The organism is Pedobacter sp. T50_32 (assembly GCF_057652195.1).
In genome coordinates, this window is sequence record NZ_JBYFBY010000007.1 from 33,154 (window position 1) to 51,896 (window position 18,743).

At 40.4% G+C, this 18,743-nt stretch carries 16 protein-coding genes; 12 read left to right on the plus strand and 4 right to left on the minus strand.

Annotated elements, in window-relative coordinates:
- Window position 1 precedes the first annotated feature (1 nt).
- A complete protein-coding gene (locus AC23ME_RS18070) occupies window positions 2-469 on the minus strand; it encodes an Lrp/AsnC family transcriptional regulator (RefSeq protein WP_487729167.1) in 468 nt (155 codons plus the stop codon).
- Between the two features lie 406 nt (window positions 470-875).
- Between AC23ME_RS18070 and AC23ME_RS18075 the strand changes: the two genes are divergently transcribed.
- The 7 genes from AC23ME_RS18075 to AC23ME_RS18105 all read left to right on the plus strand — a co-directional run bounded on the left by AC23ME_RS18075 (window position 876) and on the right by AC23ME_RS18105 (window position 7,785).
- The gene (locus tag AC23ME_RS18075; protein WP_487729168.1) at window positions 876-1,061 is read left to right on the plus strand and encodes a hypothetical protein; all 186 of its coding nucleotides are present in this window, start codon (window positions 876-878) and stop codon (window positions 1,059-1,061) included.
- 432 nt (window positions 1,062-1,493) lie between these two features.
- Window positions 1,494-2,339, plus strand: a complete 846-nt coding sequence (locus tag AC23ME_RS18080) for an RteC domain-containing protein (RefSeq protein WP_487729169.1) — start codon at window positions 1,494-1,496, stop codon at window positions 2,337-2,339.
- Window positions 2,340-2,600: 261 nt separating this feature from the next.
- Entirely contained in the window at window positions 2,601-2,954 is a 354-nt protein-coding gene (locus AC23ME_RS18085; RefSeq protein ID WP_487729170.1) for a helix-turn-helix domain-containing protein, read from the plus strand.
- A gap of 11 nt (window positions 2,955-2,965) precedes the next feature.
- Window positions 2,966-3,259, plus strand: a complete 294-nt coding sequence (locus AC23ME_RS18090) for a helix-turn-helix domain-containing protein (protein WP_487729171.1) — start codon at window positions 2,966-2,968, stop codon at window positions 3,257-3,259.
- A gap of 98 nt (window positions 3,260-3,357) precedes the next feature.
- Entirely contained in the window at window positions 3,358-4,818 is a 1,461-nt protein-coding gene (locus AC23ME_RS18095; protein ID WP_487729172.1) for a DUF3945 domain-containing protein, read from the plus strand.
- 2 nt (window positions 4,819-4,820) lie between these two features.
- Window positions 4,821-6,914, plus strand: coding sequence for a type IA DNA topoisomerase (locus tag AC23ME_RS18100; protein WP_487729173.1), 2,094 nt, complete (start codon window positions 4,821-4,823; stop codon window positions 6,912-6,914).
- Window positions 6,904-7,785 carry an ORF6N domain-containing protein gene (locus AC23ME_RS18105; protein ID WP_487729174.1) on the plus strand — a complete coding sequence of 294 codons (882 nt, stop codon included), beginning with the start codon at window positions 6,904-6,906 and terminating at the stop codon, window positions 7,783-7,785. Before AC23ME_RS18100 ends, AC23ME_RS18105 begins: the two co-directional genes overlap by 11 nt.
- 34 nt (window positions 7,786-7,819) lie before the next feature.
- On the opposite strand, the gene AC23ME_RS18110 is transcribed toward AC23ME_RS18105, so the two are convergent.
- Window positions 7,820-7,996: a histone H1 gene (locus tag AC23ME_RS18110; protein ID WP_447246903.1), complete on the minus strand. Its 177-nt coding sequence runs from the start codon at window positions 7,994-7,996 to the stop codon at window positions 7,820-7,822.
- A 171-nt stretch (window positions 7,997-8,167) separates the two neighbouring features.
- Between AC23ME_RS18110 and AC23ME_RS18115 the strand changes: the two genes are divergently transcribed.
- Window positions 8,168-8,605, plus strand: a complete 438-nt coding sequence (locus AC23ME_RS18115; RefSeq protein ID WP_487729175.1) for a DUF1896 domain-containing protein — start codon at window positions 8,168-8,170, stop codon at window positions 8,603-8,605.
- A complete protein-coding gene (locus AC23ME_RS18120) occupies window positions 8,592-14,027 on the plus strand; it encodes an N-6 DNA methylase (RefSeq protein ID WP_487729176.1) in 5,436 nt (1,811 codons plus the stop codon). Before AC23ME_RS18115 ends, AC23ME_RS18120 begins: the two co-directional genes overlap by 14 nt.
- Here the strand turns inward: AC23ME_RS18120 and AC23ME_RS18125 are convergent, their stop codons facing one another.
- Together AC23ME_RS18125 and AC23ME_RS18130 are read right to left on the minus strand one after the other, a co-directional pair.
- Complete coding sequence (locus AC23ME_RS18125; RefSeq protein ID WP_487729177.1) at window positions 14,028-14,855, minus strand: RteC domain-containing protein; 828 nt, start codon at window positions 14,853-14,855, stop codon at window positions 14,028-14,030.
- 314 nt (window positions 14,856-15,169) lie between these two features.
- Window positions 15,170-15,760, minus strand: coding sequence for a Tll0287-like domain-containing protein (locus AC23ME_RS18130; RefSeq protein ID WP_487729178.1), 591 nt, complete (start codon window positions 15,758-15,760; stop codon window positions 15,170-15,172).
- A 491-nt stretch (window positions 15,761-16,251) separates the two neighbouring features.
- Between AC23ME_RS18130 and AC23ME_RS18135 the strand changes: the two genes are divergently transcribed.
- The 3 genes from AC23ME_RS18135 to AC23ME_RS18145 are packed head-to-tail and all read left to right on the plus strand — an operon-like array spanning window position 16,252 to window position 18,737.
- Window positions 16,252-16,659: a DoxX family protein gene (locus AC23ME_RS18135; protein ID WP_487729179.1), complete on the plus strand. Its 408-nt coding sequence runs from the start codon at window positions 16,252-16,254 to the stop codon at window positions 16,657-16,659.
- Between the two features lie 26 nt (window positions 16,660-16,685).
- Window positions 16,686-17,126, plus strand: a complete 441-nt coding sequence (locus tag AC23ME_RS18140) for a DsrE family protein (RefSeq protein WP_487729180.1) — start codon at window positions 16,686-16,688, stop codon at window positions 17,124-17,126.
- A 9-nt stretch (window positions 17,127-17,135) separates the two neighbouring features.
- On the plus strand, window positions 17,136-18,737 hold the full coding sequence (locus AC23ME_RS18145; protein WP_487729181.1) for a bifunctional metallophosphatase/5'-nucleotidase: 1,602 nt from the start codon (window positions 17,136-17,138) through the stop codon (window positions 18,735-18,737).
- The last annotated feature ends 6 nt before the right edge of the window (window positions 18,738-18,743 follow it).

The following is an 18,743-nucleotide window of genomic DNA, read 5'->3' on the forward strand; positions in this document are numbered from 1 at the left end:
GTTATAGGTGATAAGCGTAATCACGTTTGATCTCGGCCAGTACCGGAAAGCTTTCCAGGCGTTTGACCTCTTCCAAAGCAGAAATATGTTGCCGCAGGAACGTATGGTAGGCACCCGCATCGGGAACAACGACCTTAAGGATAAAGTCGAACTGTCCCATGATATGATGGCATTCCATGATCTCTGGATGCAGTGCCACCTGGCGCTGGAAACTGGTGAATGTTTCCTTGGAATGGCTTATGAGCTGGATCATTGGAAAGGCGGTAAATAGACTTTTGATCTTGCCGATGTCCAATATGGCGATGGTCTTCTGGATATAGCCGAGCTTCTTTAGCCTGTTTACCCTTTCCACGACAGGATGGTGGGTCTTGTAGGTGGCATGGCAGAGTTCCTTATAGGTCATGGTCCCGTCTTGCTGTAACAGCGACAGGAGCTTATGGTCTGTGGGATCTAGCTTATAGCTTTCCATAGATTTGGTTGGTTTGGTTTATAGTTAGCGAGCTGTTGTACTTAAAACTGCTGCCAAATTACTTTGAATCAGAGCATTTTACAAATCGCAACGATTTCTAACTACGATTTTGGAGTGCATCCAGCGTGCAGGTTGTTGCTCAAAATAAAATTAAGTTTTGTAGCGAATGGCCAATAGCGCTATCCTCCAAATTTATGGGTACCGAAATGTCGCTGGACTGCCTATTTTATCCAAAGTTAACTTTGATCTTATTGCTGAGGGAAAAGTGTAAGTTAAACTTGTATACCGTCAAGAAAACGGAGCTAATTCCGGTATGGACCAACGTTCCGAAAGTTGACCAACAAAAACCAATCCACCTATGTTTTATGATCAATCAGCCCGATTATCAATTTAAATCCATGAACTGATGGCAAACAGAGGAACAGCAACAGACCGAAAGAAAGTGAACCCATCAAAGGACTATGAACTTTATCATGTAGCGGAAAAAATGGGCGTAAGCATCCAACAGGTAACAGGCGCAAAAAGGACGACCGGTTCCAACGACCTCAAGGTGATCGAGAAATACATTTCCGATAAAAAGAAAAACAATTAATTTGCAATGATTAATTCCAAGACCTGTCCAAAAACAGGTCTTTTTTTATAAAAAAGATTAGTTAAGGTCAAAGTTCTTTAAAAAGAGTAGCTTACAAGAACCGAAAGTGTTATCGGTAACGATTTAGTAATGGTGCTTATTGCAGTTGCTTTCCTTTAATTACCTTGTAAATCAATAGCAAATATAATGAATCTATTAGACTTAAAGCCACATTTCACTAATTGAATTTTATGTTTTCAAAAGTAGTCTTTCCGGTCACTTCATACTGAATATTTTTAAAATCAGTTCCCTAGGTGGGTTTAAAAAATGAAAAAAATATTCCCACAGTGGGGTCAACCTGGGGAAACATTATCGCTTATTTTTGGAATTTTTGTGTGTTAATTAGGAATAGACTGAATTTAAATTTAGTAGGCATCAAAAAAATCATTAGCTATGAAACATTCTTTGCAACACATTATTTTAGAGATACATAATAAGGAAGACAAGATTCTATCTCAAAGTAAAAGACATATTGATGAGGCTTATGAAATGACTTTGCATTTGCAAGAGTTGTTATTTGACGTCAAGAAAGATATTGTTGATGAAGGCTTTAAAAATGATACGGAAGAAATACAATTTTTCCGAACCATTAAACCGCAAATTCTGGGAAAGCTCATTTATTACAACAAGGTTTATCGAATTGAAACCACTTGTCCGGTTAATAATGGCAAAATGTATTACAGCTATTTTTCTACCCAATTAGCGAACCTAAAACGAGAATACATTGAGCATATTTGCAATACCGATTTTTATAGGTACTACCGTTCGGGGCGAACTGACCGCGACCACATTTATTTCAAAAGAGGGAATATAAATTACCATGACGGGCTGAACAGCATTGTTTTTGAAATAGATGCCGAATTTTCTACATTTTATGATTATAGGACGGCGAGGATTATTGCCAACGAATTGCTCTACACTTATCTGCTGACGAAAATCAATCCTGATGAAAACCCTGATGCTATTTCCCAAAAGCCGGGAAACTCCAAAGATATATTTTGGACAGACAGCAAAAATGCACTTATTGAATTGACTTATGCCCTTTATGCTTCCGGTGCGATTTCGCACGGCAAAATCGGTGTCCGAAAAATCAGTATGATGTTTCAGATACTTTTCGGTATTACGCTGGGCGACCTACACCACGCTTTCCACCGAATGAAAACAAGAGCAGGTTCAAGAACTGCATTTTTAGACCAACTCAAAATTTCGCTCGAAGAATATATGGATAAAGACATGTAAATTAATAGTTGATTTTTATTGCAAGGCAGTACACAAAAGTGTGCTGCCTTTTTGTTTGTATCATCTGCCAATGTATGCCAATTGGCAAATGGATACAAAATGCACCTCCAAAATACATCGAATCCTTTATAACCCTTGCAAAACAAGGGTTTTCCTAATTTAAAAAAATTTCAAAAAACCGCCAAACCAATTGGCAAGGGTTGGCGGACAAACACTGCCACCTTTGGGAATTTTGCATTGTAAACATTAAGGAGCAATACGATGAAAATAATCACAATCGAAGAAGAAGCGTGGAAACAGCTAAACAGCCGTATCAACGCTATTGCCGAATATCTGAAAAGATTGGAAGACACAAGCTACGATGACCTGTGGCTCAATAACCACGAGGTATGCCAATACCTGCACATCAGCGAAAAAACTTTGTGGCGTATGCGTACCAAAGGCGAAATAGCCTACTCAAAATTTTATGGACAATACTTCTACACCATCGGAGCAATTAAGGATATGCTGAATGCCAATGCCGTACAAAGTAGCGATGCGTTTGTGCAGGAGCTGATGGCAAAAGGCAAAAGTTATATCGAAAAAGGCAGAAAGCTGAAGTCGGGTAAATCCTAAAACGTGTGGCTATGAATATTGACAGAATAGAATTTTTGGCGTGGATGGAACGCTTAATGGGTCGCCTTGATATGCTTGGCGATAATATAGATGAACTGCAAAGGAAACGCAACAGCATAGATGGCGAAGAATTGTTGGACAATCAGGACTTATTGCAGATGCTGAAAATCAGCAACCGCTCCCTGCAACGGTATCGCTCCATTGGAAAGCTACCCTATTATACGATAAGTGGAAAACTGTATTACAAGCTGTCCGATGTGCATCAGTTCATTAGAGAGAGCTTTAACCCTCCTCCAAAGAAATGAAAGCCAATGAATGCCAAACACTGCCTTTGAGTGCCACATCGGGCGAGGCAGTGAACGCTTATTTTACTTTCGGCGATGAACGTTAAATTTTTAAGATTATGAGCGAAGAAACAACAAACAAACAGGAAATGCCCGAACAACTATCGGACATATTATTGGTGCTGGATAAAGAGAAAATGAAAATCCAAGCCGTAAAGAGCATTGACGAAAACGGGAAAATGGAAACCGTTGACCCCACGAAAAAGAACCAAAATCAGTTTATGCGTGTGGATAAGCACGGCGATTTCTTTTCCAATTTCTTCTCCAATTTTATCAGCCAACTGAAAAACCCGACCAACTTTTCATTTTTCAAAGTACCCGAGCCTATCGCCGTAGAAAAGGCAAAGGAAATGCAGAAACAGGTTGATAAGCCTACTCCGGAGGGCGAAAAAGTGATGAAAGAACACGAAATAAAAACCGACATACAAGAGAATAATAAACAAAAAAATAAAAATGATATGGCAACAGCACAAACAACAACGGAAACAAGCGAATACCGCTATAAGCCAGAGCAGATTGATTGGGACACAATGAAAAATCTCGGATTGAGCAAGGAATACCTCGAAAAAAGAAACCTGCTCGACCCTTTGTTACGAGGTTATAAAACCAACGAACTTGTACCAGTAGGCATTAACCTCGGAGGTTCTATCCTCCGCACAGATGCCCGTCTGTCTTTACAGCAGGGCGAAGACGGAAATGTTATCGTGGCAATACACGGTATCAAAAAAGAACCTAACCTGCACTTTGAGTTCTTCGGACACAAGTTTACGGATGAGGACAAGAAAAACCTGCTCGAAACAGGTAATATGGGGCGTGTGGTTAATCTAATCAATTCTAAAACAGGTGAACTAATGCCGTCTATTATCAGTATTGACAGGCTTACCAATGATGTAATTGCACTGCGGACAGACTTCATTAAAATTCCCGATGAAATTAAGGGTGTAAAGCTGAATGATGAGCAAAAGCAAACCTTAATGGAGGGCAAACCACTTTATTTAGAGGGTATGATTTCCACAAAGGGAACGGAGTTTTCGGCAACGGTACAGTACAATGCTGATAAACGCTATACCGAATTTTTGTTTGACCGTAGTAACTCCAACGGACAAAAGCAAAATAACCAACAAAACAATCAGCAGAGCCAATCACAGGAAGCTCCAAAAACTTTTCGTGGAAAAGAGCTGACCGATGAGCAGTACAGGGATTTCAAAGCGGGTCAAACCGTGTATATGGCAGGTCTGGTCGATAAGAAAGGGCAAACGTATAACGGCTACATCACGTTCAACAAAGACACCGGGAAAACAGATTTTGAATTTCCAAATCAATACAAGGAAAGAATACAACCTACCGAAGCCCACAAAACGCAAACTGCCGTCAATTCGCAGGGCAAAACCAACGAAGCGACCAAAAACATCAAAGAGCCTTTGAAGTCGGGGCAACAAAGACCGAAAAATGAAAAGCAGCAGGAGCAACAGAACAAGCCCAAAGCCCCAGCAAAATCAAGAGGTAGAAAAGTAAGTTAATTATGAAAACAATCATCGCAGAAAAACCAAGCGTGGCGAGGGAAATAGCAAGCCTGTTGGGAGCTTCCGATAAAAAGGACGGCTATCTGACAGGCAACGGCTATTTCGTTACGTGGGCATTCGGACACCTTATCGGGTTGGGAATGCCCGAAGATTACGGCATTCCGGGGTTTGACAAGGCATCATTGCCAATATTGCCAAACCCTTTTTTATTGACCGTCCGCAAGGTCAAAAAAGACAAAGGCTATACCGCCGATACAGGAGCATTAAAGCAACTGAAAGTTATTGAGCAACTTTTTAACCGTAGTAACAGCATTATTGTTGCTACCGATGCAGGTCGTGAGGGCGAATTGATATTTCGGTACATTTATGAGTATCTGAAATGCAACAAGCCTTTTGAACGCCTTTGGATTAGTTCGCTTACCGAAAAAGCCATAAAACAGGGCTTTGAGAACCTCAAAGACGGAAAAGAATTTGACGGATTGTACCAATCTGCACAAGGCAGAAGCCGTGCCGATTGGCTCGTGGGCATCAATGCTACGCAAGCGTTAAGTATTTCCGCAGGCAATGGGCTTTATTCGTTGGGTAGAGTGCAAACGCCAACATTGGCTTTGATTTGCAAACGCTACCTTGAAAACAAAAATTTCTCGATAAAGAAATATTGGCAGATACAGCTATTGCACCACAAAGAAGATATTGAGTTCAAAAGCATTTCCAAAAACAAATGGGAAGACCAAAAACTCGCCGATGATACACTGAAATCCGTTCAGCGTATCGGAACGGCAACGGTTACATCAGTAGCGACCAAAAGCGTAACGGAGCAACCGCCCCTACTGTTCGACCTTACAGGACTTCAAAAGGAAGCCAACAAAAAGCTTAATCTTTCTGCCGAAGAAACCCTCAATATTGCCCAAAGCCTGTACGAAAAGAAGTTTATCACGTATCCACGTACCGGAAGCAAATACATTCCTGACGATATGTGGGCTGAAATCCCCAACCTCGTGAGGGCTTTGCAAAACAGGGAAACCTGTAAAAAAGCCTTGTCAAAAATGAAATGGGGGCGTTTCAATAAACGTATCGTAAACGATTTGCGTGTTACCGACCACCACGGGTTGCTGATTACGGACAAAATCCCGTCCGCACTCAACGCAAAGGAAAATGAGGTTTATGATATGATTGCATTTCGCTTGCTCGAAGCCGTTTCACAAGCCTGCACCAAAGAGATAACCGATGTTTCATTGGAAGTGTCGCACTACGATTTTACGCTGAAAGGCTGTAAAATTATGGAAGCGGGCTGGCGTGGTATCAAAGGTAATTTTTCCGATGATGATACCGAACCGATACAGGATTTGCCCGAACTGAAAAAGGGCGATGAACTCAAAATCAAAGAAGCTACCGTTTTGGAAAAGAAAACCAAACCGCCGGTGCTATATACCGAAGCCGGACTTTTGTCGGCTATGGAAACCGCAGGTAAGGAAATCGAAAATGAGGAAGAACGAAAAGCCCTGCAAAACATCGGTATCGGTACTCCGGCTACAAGAGCATCAATAATTGAAACGCTGTTTACCCGCAATTATATCAAAAGGGAAAAGAAATCCCTAATCCCGACCGAAAAAGGATTGCAGGTGTATGAATTGGTAAAAGACCGAAAAATTGCAGATGTGGCAATGACCGCCGAATGGGAACTGGCTTTACAGAAAATCGAGAATAACGAAGCTGATGCGGAAGCGTTTCAAAAAGAAATGGAAACCTATGCTTCAACAATCACAAACGAACTATTGCAAACCTCCATTGCCCAACACAATCTGCCGAAACTTACCTGCCCGAAGTGCAAAAGTCAGCAACTCATTATCCATGACAAACTTGCCAAATGCCCCGATGAAGTTTGTAATTGGGTGCAGTTCCGCAATGTGTGTGGCGTTCAAATCGGCATTGCTGATATTGAAAACCTTGTCAGTAAAGGGAAAACTTCACTTATCAAAGGAATGAAAAGTAAAGCCGGAAAGAAATTCGATGCGTATATCGTATTGGATGCCGATTGTAAAACCTCCTTTGAGTTTGAGAATAAAAAAAGCTACAAACGCAATGGAAAATAAGCCAATTATTATACCCAAAGAAATCAGCAATCTGATTTATACCATACGTGGCAAACAGGTGATGCTGGATAGCGACCTCGCTTCGTTATACCAAGTGGAAACAAAGAACCTTAATAAAGCTGTAAAGCGGAATATCGAGCGGTTTCCCGAAAAATTCTGTTTTCAATTGACCGATGAGGAAGCGGATTTTTTGAAGTTCCAAATTGGAACCTCAAACGTAGGGCGAGGTGGAAGACGTTCCCTGCCCTACGTTTTCGACGAACAAGGAATAGCGATGCTGTCCGCAGTGCTTCGCTCCGACGTGGCTGTAAAGGTCAGCATTGAGATAATGGATGCCTTTGTAGAAATGCGGAAAATGCTTATCAGCAACGCTTCGCTGTTTCATCGTTTGGACAATATAGAGCTAAAACAATTACAAGCCGACCAAAAATTTGAGGAAATATTTAAAGCTCTGGAAAGCGACAAGCTACACAGCGAAAAAGGTATCTTCTACAACGGACAGATTTTTGATGCCTATACTTTTGTTTCTGATATTATCCGAAGTGCCGAAAGTTCCATTATCCTGCTGGATAATTATGTAGATGACACGGTACTAACCCTATTGGGCAAACGCAATGATAATGTAAATGCCACTATCTATACCAAAAATATCAGCAATCAGTTACGGCTGGATGTTCAACGGTACAACAGCCAATATCCCACGATTGAAATTGAGGTTTTTTCCGATGCCCACGACCGATTTTTGATTATCGACCATACGGAACTGTACCATATCGGAGCATCGCTCAAAGACCTGGGCAAAAAGTGGTTTGCCTTTTCACGGATGGATATTGAAGTCGGGAGAATGCTTCAAATTCTGAACACTCCATAAAACAAAACCCTCCGAATTTTCAGAGGGTTTTGTTTTAGCCTTTAGATGCTTCCAAAGATGCTTTTCTGAACTCTTTTAAAAGTTTCTCCAATTCAAGGGAAGCCTTACGTGCTCTTGTACCTGCCGCTTTGTTCCCTTTTTCTGCCTGTAATTCTGCATCTGCTTTCAACGCTTCATAGCTTGCGTTGATTTTTTCAATTAGTCCGTTCATTATGATAGTGAATTAAAATTTGTAAAGTACAAAAATACATTTTTCTGCCTTATATGATATACTAATACGCCAAATCCTGCCTCTCAACGCCAAACCCTGCCACATCTTCAAAGGCACTTATGTACCGCTATAATTTTAGGCTTTCAGTAAAATTCTAAACAAAATTATAGTATGAGTACACAGCAAAAAGACCTATCGTATTTCAGATTACGGCTACAGGAACTGTTAAACAGCAGCTTCCCCGAAATGGCACACGACCAAAAATTTATCGACCAGCGTTCATCCTGGGCTTCCAATGCCTACGAGGGTGCTTTTCGGGCAGGAAACCCTATTGAGCAATGCAATGAGATAGCTAATTATATCCTTTTTAAGGGTTTGTATTTCTCCAAATTCGACACCATTTTCCAAGTGGTCTGCAATGAGTTCGATACCCTGATGGCAGACGAGGAACTGCGACCGTTCGCCCTTAAAATGTTCCCTGTATGTGAGCCTGTTTTCGCAAGATATGAGCTAACCGATGACTTCGCATCTACCACGGAGTATAGCCTGCTCTACACCGAAATAACCGGAGCAATCGCAATATGGATACAGGAAAATGGGCTTCAGTAAAAAGCAACACCTCCAACAGAACATTGATGCCCTGCGGATTGCTTTTACATTGGAAAAGGAGAAACGGCAAGCCACCGTAAGCGAAAGACTGTCATTGATGCGTTACAGCGGATTTGGCGGTCTTAAATTCGTTCTGAACCCCATAGCGGACGATATAGACATCAACCATTGGCGGAAAACCGACCACGATTTATTCCCCATTACGCAGGAACTCCACCAACTACTCAAAGAAAATTCTACGGACGAAAAGCAATACCGCCGATATGTGGATAGTATGAAAAGCTCCGTACTGACGGCTTTTTACACACCTCCACAGGTCATTGATGCGATTTCCGAAACCTTGCGTGAAAGCGGTGTAAATATTGATAAATTTCTCGAACCCTCCGCAGGTATCGGCTCGTTTATACAATCATTTTCCGAAAACCAACAACCCAAAATTACCGCCTATGAAAAGGATTTGCTGACAGGTAAGGTTTTAAAGCACCTTTATTCCCAAAGCACTATCCGCATAAGTGGTTTTGAGGAAATCCCCGAAAAGGAACAAAACAGCTATGATGTAGTTGCAAGTAATATTCCGTTCGGCGATACCTCCGTATTTGATTTATCCTATTCCCGAAGCAAGAACCCTGCAAAAGTACAGGCAGCCCGAAGCATACACAATTACTTCTTTCTGAAAGGAAATGATATGCTCCGTGAGGGCGGTTTACAGGTTTTCATTACCTCACAAGGCGTTTTAAACAGCCCGAAGAATGAGCCGATACGCAGGGCGTTAATGGAGAACAATAATTTGGTTTCAGTTGTGCGGTTGCCCAACAACCTGTTTACCGATTATGCTGGTACGGAAGTAGGAAGCGATTTGATTATCCTGCAAAAGAATACGGCAAAACAAAGTCTGACCGAAACGGAAGAACTGTTTTGCCAAAGTAAACAGACCAAATACGGTACGCCAAGCAATGCTTTCTTTCGGAATGGCACAAGGGTAATCCATACCGACCGCAAAATTGACACCGACCCCTACGGACAACCTGCAATCATCTATACCCATAAAGACGGCGTTGCCGGAATAGCCAAAGATTTGAAGCAAATGCTTTCCGAAGATTTTGGAAAACACCTGAATTTGGATTTATACAAAGGTGAACGGAATGATGAACCTATAATACAAATTCCGGTTGAACCAACGGTTATACCTCCGGTTGTCGAACCCGAAATCATTCAGCAAAAACCGCAACCTGCACCAACTCCGGTCATTCATCGGGAAAGCCCACAGGAACTGAAACAATTGAGCATTTTTGACCTGTTTGAAAATGCGAATGAACCCGTAATGGTGGTTGCTCCACCCAAAAGAACCACGCAAGCCAAAAGACAAACCGCTAAAAAAAGACGGGGTACAATAGGTCGTCAAACCGACCTGTTCGGTGGTACGATGCAACAACCTTATACACCGCCAAAATCTAACGGTACACAAGAAGTAAACGGCAAAAAACAGGAAGTTGTCGGCGACCTGTTTTCACAAGTAAACGGGAATGGCCGAGCGGACACGCCAGCCATTCCCAACATTGCAATTAGCACCATTCCTGAATCTGCTTCGTACAGTGGCGAACTGCAATCGTTCCACCGAAATGACTGCCTTGTTGTGGACAATGGTTGGGTCGGTCATCTGCAAGAAGTTGATACAATAGACGGTATGGCTGTTTTTCACCCTTTGCAATTACCGTCCTTGCAAAAAGCAAGAGCCGAAGCGTACATAGCTGTACGTGATGTTTACCAACAGCTTTACAACAAAGAAGCAGAACTACACACTGAACATAAAGAAGAAAGGGAAACCCTTAACAGCCTTTACGATGCCTTTGTAAAAAGATACGGAAATCTCAACGATGCTAAAAACATCGAACTTATCAAAACGGACAGTGCAGGTAAAGAAATGCCCTGTTTGGAACGTGTTGTTGGTGGTGTAATCCATAAGGCAGATATATTCAACCGCCCTGTAACTTTTTCTACGGCAACCATAGCAACCGACAATCCCGAAGAAGCCTTGTCGGCATCGCTGAACAAATACGGAAGCGTGGATTTGGACTATATGTCCGAAATCAGCGGTATGCCTGCCGATACTTTGAAAGAAGCCTTACACGGTCGTATCTATTACAATCCTCTACAAAAGGAATATGAAATATCCGAACGCTGGATTGCAGGGAACGTAGTAGAGAAAGCCAATGAAGTAAGCACCTACCTCGAAAACAATCCCGATGATGCCCAAGCCAAAGAAAGCCTTATCGTATTAGAGGAAGCAAGACCAAGACGTATCGAATTTGAGGAACTCGATTTTAATCTCGGCGAACGTTGGATACCCACAGGCATTTACGCCCGATTTGCCTCGTACTTGTTCGAGGCAGAAGTCCATATCCATTATGCCGATAGTGCCGATGACTTTTCCGTAACCTGTAAACAGAAGAACGTACATATTTGGGATAAATATGCGGTCAAAGCCCAAAGCCGGACATATGACGGGATTGCCCTGCTCAAACACGCCCTTGTCAATACCACGCCCGATATTTCAAAAACAATAACAGTAGATGGTAAAGATGCCAAAGTGCGGGATATGGAAGCTATACAAATGGCAAATACCAAGATTGACGAAATCCGTACCGCCTTTACCGATTGGCTTCACGCCCAAAACGATGAGTTCAAAACAAGGCTGACCGACCAATACAACGATACCTTTAACTGTTTTGTCCGACCGGACTATGACGGTTCACATCAGGAGTTTCCGGGATTAGATCGCAAGGGATTAGGCATTGACGACCTGTATTCGAGCCAAAAGGATGCTGTTTGGATGATAAAACTCAACAACGGTGCTATCTGCGACCACGAAGTAGGTGCAGGAAAAACGTTGATAATGTGTACAGGTGCACAGGAAATGAAGCGTTTGGGAATGGCTCATAAACCGATGATTATCGGGCTGAAAGCCAATATTCCCGAAATAGCCGAAGCCTACCGCACCGCTTATCCCCACGCCAAAATCCTCTATCCCGGCATTGACGATTTTACGCCCGAAAAACGCTTGCGGATTTTCGGCGATATAAAAAACAATGATTGGGACTGCGTGATATTGACACACGACCAATTCGGAATGATACCCCAATCACCGGAGATACAAAAGGAAATCCTCCAAGACGAATTAGACAGCGTAGAGGAAAACCTTGACGTTATGCGAAGTCAAGGCGATGACATAACGCAATGGATGCTCAAAGGAGCGGAAAAACAAAAGGAAAACCTCGAAGTAAAGCTCAAAACCCTGCAACACGATATTGAAAACCGCAAAGATGATATAGTGGACTTCAAGATGATGGGCATAGACCATTTATTTATTGATGAAAGCCACCAGTTCAAAAATCTGATGTTCAATACAAGGCATTCAAGGGTGGCAGGATTGGGCAATCAACAGGGAAGCCAAAAGGCATTGAACCTGCTTTTTGCTATCCGTACCATACAGGAACGCACTGATGCGGATATGGGTGCAACCTTTCTTTCGGGTACAACTATCAGCAATTCATTGACCGAGTTGTATCTGCTGTTCAAATACCTGCGACCACGGGCATTGGCAAAACAGGGCATTAACTCCTTTGATGCGTGGGCGGCGATTTATGCAAAGAAAACCACCGATTACGAGTTTTCGGTGGCTAACAACATCGTGGCAAAGGAGCGTTTCCGCTATTTTATCAAAGTGCCGGAACTGGCTCAATTCTACTCCGAAATCACGGACTACCGTACAGCGGAAATGATTGGCATTGACCGCCCTGAAAAGAACGAGATATTCTACAACATACCTCCAACTCCGGACCAGGAAGTGTTTATCCAAAAGCTGATGGAGTTTGCCAAAAACGGCAAAGGAGAATTATTGGGCAGAGCACCCTTATCCCAAAAGGAGGAAAAGGCAAAAATGCTTATCGCTACGGATTACGCCCGTAAGATGTCATTGGATATGCGAATGGTAAGCCCCCATTACCAAGACCACCCCGACAATAAAGCTTCGCATTGTGCCAAGAATATTGCCAAGTATTACAACAAATTCAACGCACAAAAAGGAACACAGTTCGTTTTCTCGGATTTGGGGACGTACAAGCCGAACGAATGGAATATCTACTCCGAAATCAAACGCAAGCTCGTGGAAGACCACGGCATACCTGCAAATCAAATCCGCTTTATACAGGAAGCAAAAAACGACAAGCAACGCAAGGCACTTATCAAGGGAATGAACGACGGTACAATCCGTGTGCTGTTTGGTTCTACAAGTATGCTCGGTACAGGCGTAAATGCACAAAAAAGAGCCGTTGCTGTTCATCATTTAGATACACCGTGGCGACCGTCTGACCTCGCCCAGCGTGACGGTCGGGCTATCCGAAAAGGAAATGAAATCGCTAAACATTTTAATAACAACAAAGTGGACGTAATTATTTATGCAGTAGAAAAATCACTGGACAGTTACAAGTTCAACCTGCTGTACAACAAACAGCTATTTATAGACCAACTGAAATCCAATAATCTCGGAAAACGGACGATTGACGAGGGCAGTATGGATGAAAAATCGGGTATGAATTTCTCGGAATATGTGGCTATTCTAATGGGAAATTCCGACCTTTTGGATAAAGCTAAAATAGAAAAACAGATTGCCGGATTGGAAAGCGAAAAACAAGCATTCAACCGCTCTAAATACAGTGCGAAATACAAATTGGAAGACTATACAGCAGAATTGGACAAAGCCCAATCTCGCTTTGACCGTATGAGCCTCGATTGGAATAATCTGCAAGGACGTATTCAAAAACGTTCTGACGGTACTATTGCAAATCCTGTAAGGTTAGACGGTTTGTCGCCCAATTCAGATATAAAACAAATCGGTGCAAAACTCAACCAGATTGCGGACAAAGCCCGTACAGGCGGAGATTATGAAGAAATCGGAAGCCTTTACGGTTTTCAACTTTTGGTCAAAACGGAAATGTCGCAAAAAGAGGGCGTGGATATTCGTGTAAACCGTTTTTTGATACAGGGCGAGGGCAATATCAAATACACGTATAACAACGGTATCATAGCCAAAGATGAGAAATTAGCCTCTATGAATTTCCTCAACGCATTGGAGAAATTACCTGCTTATATCGAACAGGAGCAAAAGAAAATTGCTGAAATCCAAAAGGATTTGCCTGTTCTTCAGGAAGTATTAAACGGAACTTGGTCTAAAGAGAGCCGACTGAGCGAACTTAAAACGGAACTGGCTGCTGTTGAGCGAAAGATACAGCTTTCTATGAAAGAAACGAAAGACGAACCCGAAGAAGAAGCCGAAAAGCAAGTTGAAAAACAGGAACATTCGCCATCCATCACTGATAGTGTCGTAAGCACAAAAGGAATTCATTTTCCACGAGGGGTATTATAATTACCTCTCGTCCTGCTCTTCCATTTTTTTAATCAGAGCTTCACGCATGCTGTCAAGGAATTTTGTTTGGGTTATTTTTCTGGATTTCAATTCCATATACGTATGATAAAAATCGCCTAAATCAACATTAAAGGATCTTTCAAAAAATCTGACAATAGCAACAATATCAGCGTTTCCATTATTCAGAACACCTTGAGCATTTAGTCCATATATCAATTCAATTAAAGCTACTTTACTTCCTGTCCAATTTAAGGAGATATCGTTAGTTCTATTTGTAATATTATTGTTGTTTAATTGCTCCTCAAGAAATACCTGTATTCTGTCATTCGCTAAAATTTTGGCTACTTTGTAATCGTGCGATGTAGAAAAGCTGTGATCCGTTTCAAAATAAAATGTGTCCAAACTTAAAACTATATCATAATTTCCACGTACAAAATATTTATGGTCAAGATACGAGCTGTTTGTTCTATAATAACTATAAAATTCTTTATTGTTGTCATAAAATCTTTTAAGCTTTGTTAATTCAGCGCTGAAATATTCATCTAACACTTTCTTTCCACCATACGGTTTTTTAGCCTCAATCTTAAAAACGGCGTTGTAACAAATCAATTTAGAAAGTATAATGGGTTTTAGCTTTTTAAAGAAATATATTTCTTCTTCCTCATCTTTAAAACCACTTTTCATTACTTCTTGTTTTAGGTCAGCTAAACATTTTATCAGAAGTTTGATTACTTCTTGTGCTAATTGCATGCGGTCTTCGATTTCAACAGACAGTTCGTTAATTTGATAATCTAAATTCTGAACACATTCATTATAGTATTTCTCCATAGACTTATTCTTTTATAAGGTTTTCAATCTGCTTAACAAACTTTTCAGACATGTAATTGGTAAATCCCTTATGATGAAATCTGATTTTTCAGTTTTTATCAAATATTAGCCTAATAGGCAATGCTCCGGATTACACGCTTTCCAGAACATTGCTAAACGTTGTGTATAGTATCCTGAAAAATTTTCTTTAGTTATAGTATAACTAACTGAACTTAATCACATGAATTTCCAATAGAGAAAACCCATCAAAATTCCAAGATGAACTCCAATTGTCGGTAATATATTTTTCTTTTATATAGATATATTATTTGTCATTACTTTAATTTAATTTTCCACATACCTCTTAAATCGCCCAATTTGTAGTTGACAGCTTTGTCACCGGGATATTTTTGGGCAATACTATTTTGTGTGCTTTCGGCAATATCAGATTTACCACCGTGGCATTTGACACAAGTGGGCATCGCTATTAAAATGGGTTTATAATAATATACCTCCCCATTATTATGCTGCTCGATAAAATCTACTTTCTTAGATTTGATCTTTTTCCAAGCCAAACTATCTGCTTGTGTTTTAATTGCATTAGCGGGATTTCGGTTCTTATCACTTAGTCGTTGGATGTAAACATTAAGATCCTCAGCAATGCTGCCTGTGAGTGGGATTGCCTGAATGTTGCAAAATTCAACCGCGTAATCTATTCCTCCTTTTTGTATTGCTCCAGCTACGTTTTGCAATAAAATCATTTGAGATACTGTTGCAATGGAATCAGCCTGATTTTTTAAGGCAGAAATTTCTTTTTCATTCTTTGTAGCATGCTTACAGGAAACCACTATAAATGCCAATAGTAAAGTCGCTATTCTCAAATTCACATTCTTTTCTTTCAAAAATAGTTTATCTGAAATTTTCAATGTGTAACATTGGTTACAAACCAATGAATATGGTCTTGTTATTTTTGTTGTCATATTAAACTGTGCTCAGTTGATTATGTTTCAATTTCTAACAACATACCGGAAGATCGTAATCGTTTTATTAACGATTGTATTGGCTATTCCGTGTTCGGTAAAAAGAGATCTGAAACAGCAGTTCAATATTGAAAGTAATCAGTCTGCAAAAAATAATTCTGCTAAAATTGGTTGTGCTTCTTTCTGTTCCAGCTACATAAACTCTAACAAAAAACAGAAACAGCAAGTTTTCAAAAAAAACGTACCTCCATTCTCTTTTATACAAAAAGACAGGATTGTTGCTCATCTTATTTTCCCTATTTTAGACCAATATCATTTCTTTAAAGAGAAAATTCCTACCCATATCCGCAATCAACAATTCTTGATTTGATACCCTGATGAATTTACTGTTTCAAACAGCAACAATTCTCAATTAATATTTATCAAATCAGAATTATATGGACAAACAAATTCAGATAAGCGGATTATCCGTTTTATTGTTACGTGTTGCACTCAGTGGCATTTTCGTTGTTGCAGGCGTATCGCATCTATTAAATCCCGACGGCGTAACCCAACGTATTCAAAATGCTCCTTACAGCGGCTTTGCATCTATGTTCGGCAATCCACATGTATTAGGGATTCTTTCAGGTTACGTACTACTCATTTTCGGAATTTCTTTGCTATTGGGCGTGTTTACCCGTTGGTCAGCCATTATCTTGTTTCTTACACTCATTCCCATTACGGTAACTATACAAATGGGAAATGGCATACTACACGGACCGCTATGGAAAAATGTAGCCCTTTTTGGGGGATTACTATTATTTATCCTCAACAATCCGAAATCATATAGTCTTTACAACAAATAATCCATAACATTTAAAATTAAAATAAAATGAAAAAACAAATTATCATCATCGCTTTATTCCTTTTAGGAATCACTTGTTTTAATGATGTAAAAGCGCAAAGTCTTACCACATCTCAAGTTGAAAATGCCATCAAAAAAGATGGAAAATATGCCCTATTAGTTCAGAATTCGATGCACTTTATGGTATCGGTAATGACGGGTGAAGAATACAAAACAAAAAGCTCAGATATTCAATTCGAAATTGTTTTAATCGGGGAAGTCGTAAAAGATTTAGCCGAAAAAGAAGACTTAAAACATTTCATTCAAAAAGCCGAAAAAGCAGGAATTAAAATCGTAGTTTGCGAATTTGCAATGGAAAAATTAGGCGTAAAAAAATCGCAATATCAACCTTCAATATTAACTACGCCAAACGGTTTTACCTACCTTTTTGGTTTGCAGGAATTAGGATTTAAAACCATAACGCTTTAATCGAACTGTATGAAAAAATTAGCAATATTATTCAGCTCAATAGCGATGCTATCTTGTAGCGACAAAAATAAAGAGGAAGTCATTACCATTTTGCAAACTGCCGATTTGCACTCATATCTGAATACGCATTCGGAATTGTTTTTGGAGAACGATTCAATCGTTTTCAGAAATGCAGGTGGGTTGGCCAACATCAAAACCTTGGTAGAATTGGCACGTCAGGAAAATCCAGACGGAACTATTTTTATAGACGGAGGAGATTTGATACAAGGAAGCGGAGAAAGCGTACATTCCGAAGGAAAAATTTTTCCAGCTCTGATTCAACAGATGAATTATGATTTATTGATTCCGGGCAACTGGGAAGTTATTTATGGTAAAAAGGTAATGTTGGATGTGATGAACGCATATAAAACGAATGTCATCGTGTCGAATATGTATCACGAAGCGGACGAAAAGCCGATTTTTCCACCCTATTGGATTACAGAAAAGAAAGGTGTTAAAATTGGATTCATTGCTTATAACGATCCTGAAGTTCCAATCCGTCAAAATCCTGGTTTCAGTAAAGGTTTGAAATTTACCGAAGTAGAGAATAATCTGAAAGAACTCATCAAAGAGCTTAAAGAAACCCAAAAGGTTGATTTGCTCTTTTTAGTGGCACACATTGGTATTTCCAAACAGGTTTTATTGGCAAATAATCCTGCGGTAGAAGGTGTAGATTTCATTTTTGGAAACGATACACACGAACGCATCCGAAAACCGATAAAAGGTAAATTCACTACCGTAGTTGAACCCGGTGCTTTTGGTTCGTTTGTCGGAAAATTGGAATTGAAAACCAAAGACAAAAAAATCATCGGTTACGACTACGAACTGGTGGAAGTTGACCCAAAAAAATATCCCGCAAATGCCGAAGTACAGCAATTAGTGGATCAGTCATTAGCTCCTTACAAAGAAGATATGCAACGTGTTTTGGGCTATACTACTACACCGATGTATCGCTATCTGGTGGTTGAAAATCCGATGGACAATATGATTACCGATGCTTTGCTGTGGAAATCAGGAGCTGATTTTGCTACATCTAATGGTTTTCGTTTTGGCGTACCTATTGTGCCTGATACAAGTGGTAAAAAAGCCATTACCAAAGAAGATTTGTGGCGGATGCTTCCTGTAGATGAACATATGAAAATCGGTGAAGTGATCGGACAGCAAATTAAGGATTGGTTGGAGAAGGAAATCAACAATGTGTTTGCCAAAGATCCGTCCAAACGTTTTGGCGGTTGGTTAGTTCGTTTTTCGGGAATGACCTTAAAGTTCGACAGTTCAAAAGAAATGGGCGAACGTGTGCTGGAAGTAACCATCCAGGGCAAGCCGATGGAACTCGATAAAACCTATAAAATGGCTTCCTGTAACCGTACCGGAGAACCTTTACACGTATTATGTCGTATGCCAAATGGTAAAAATGTTGAGATTAAAGATTATACTTTACACGATGCCGTAGAAGAATATTTAAAAGCAAAAAGAACAGTAAATCCTGTACTGGACGGACGTTCCATTGCAGTAGATTTAGGCACAAATGCTTTTTCACAAATGGCTGAAACAGGGTATAAATTTCGATAGGTGTAA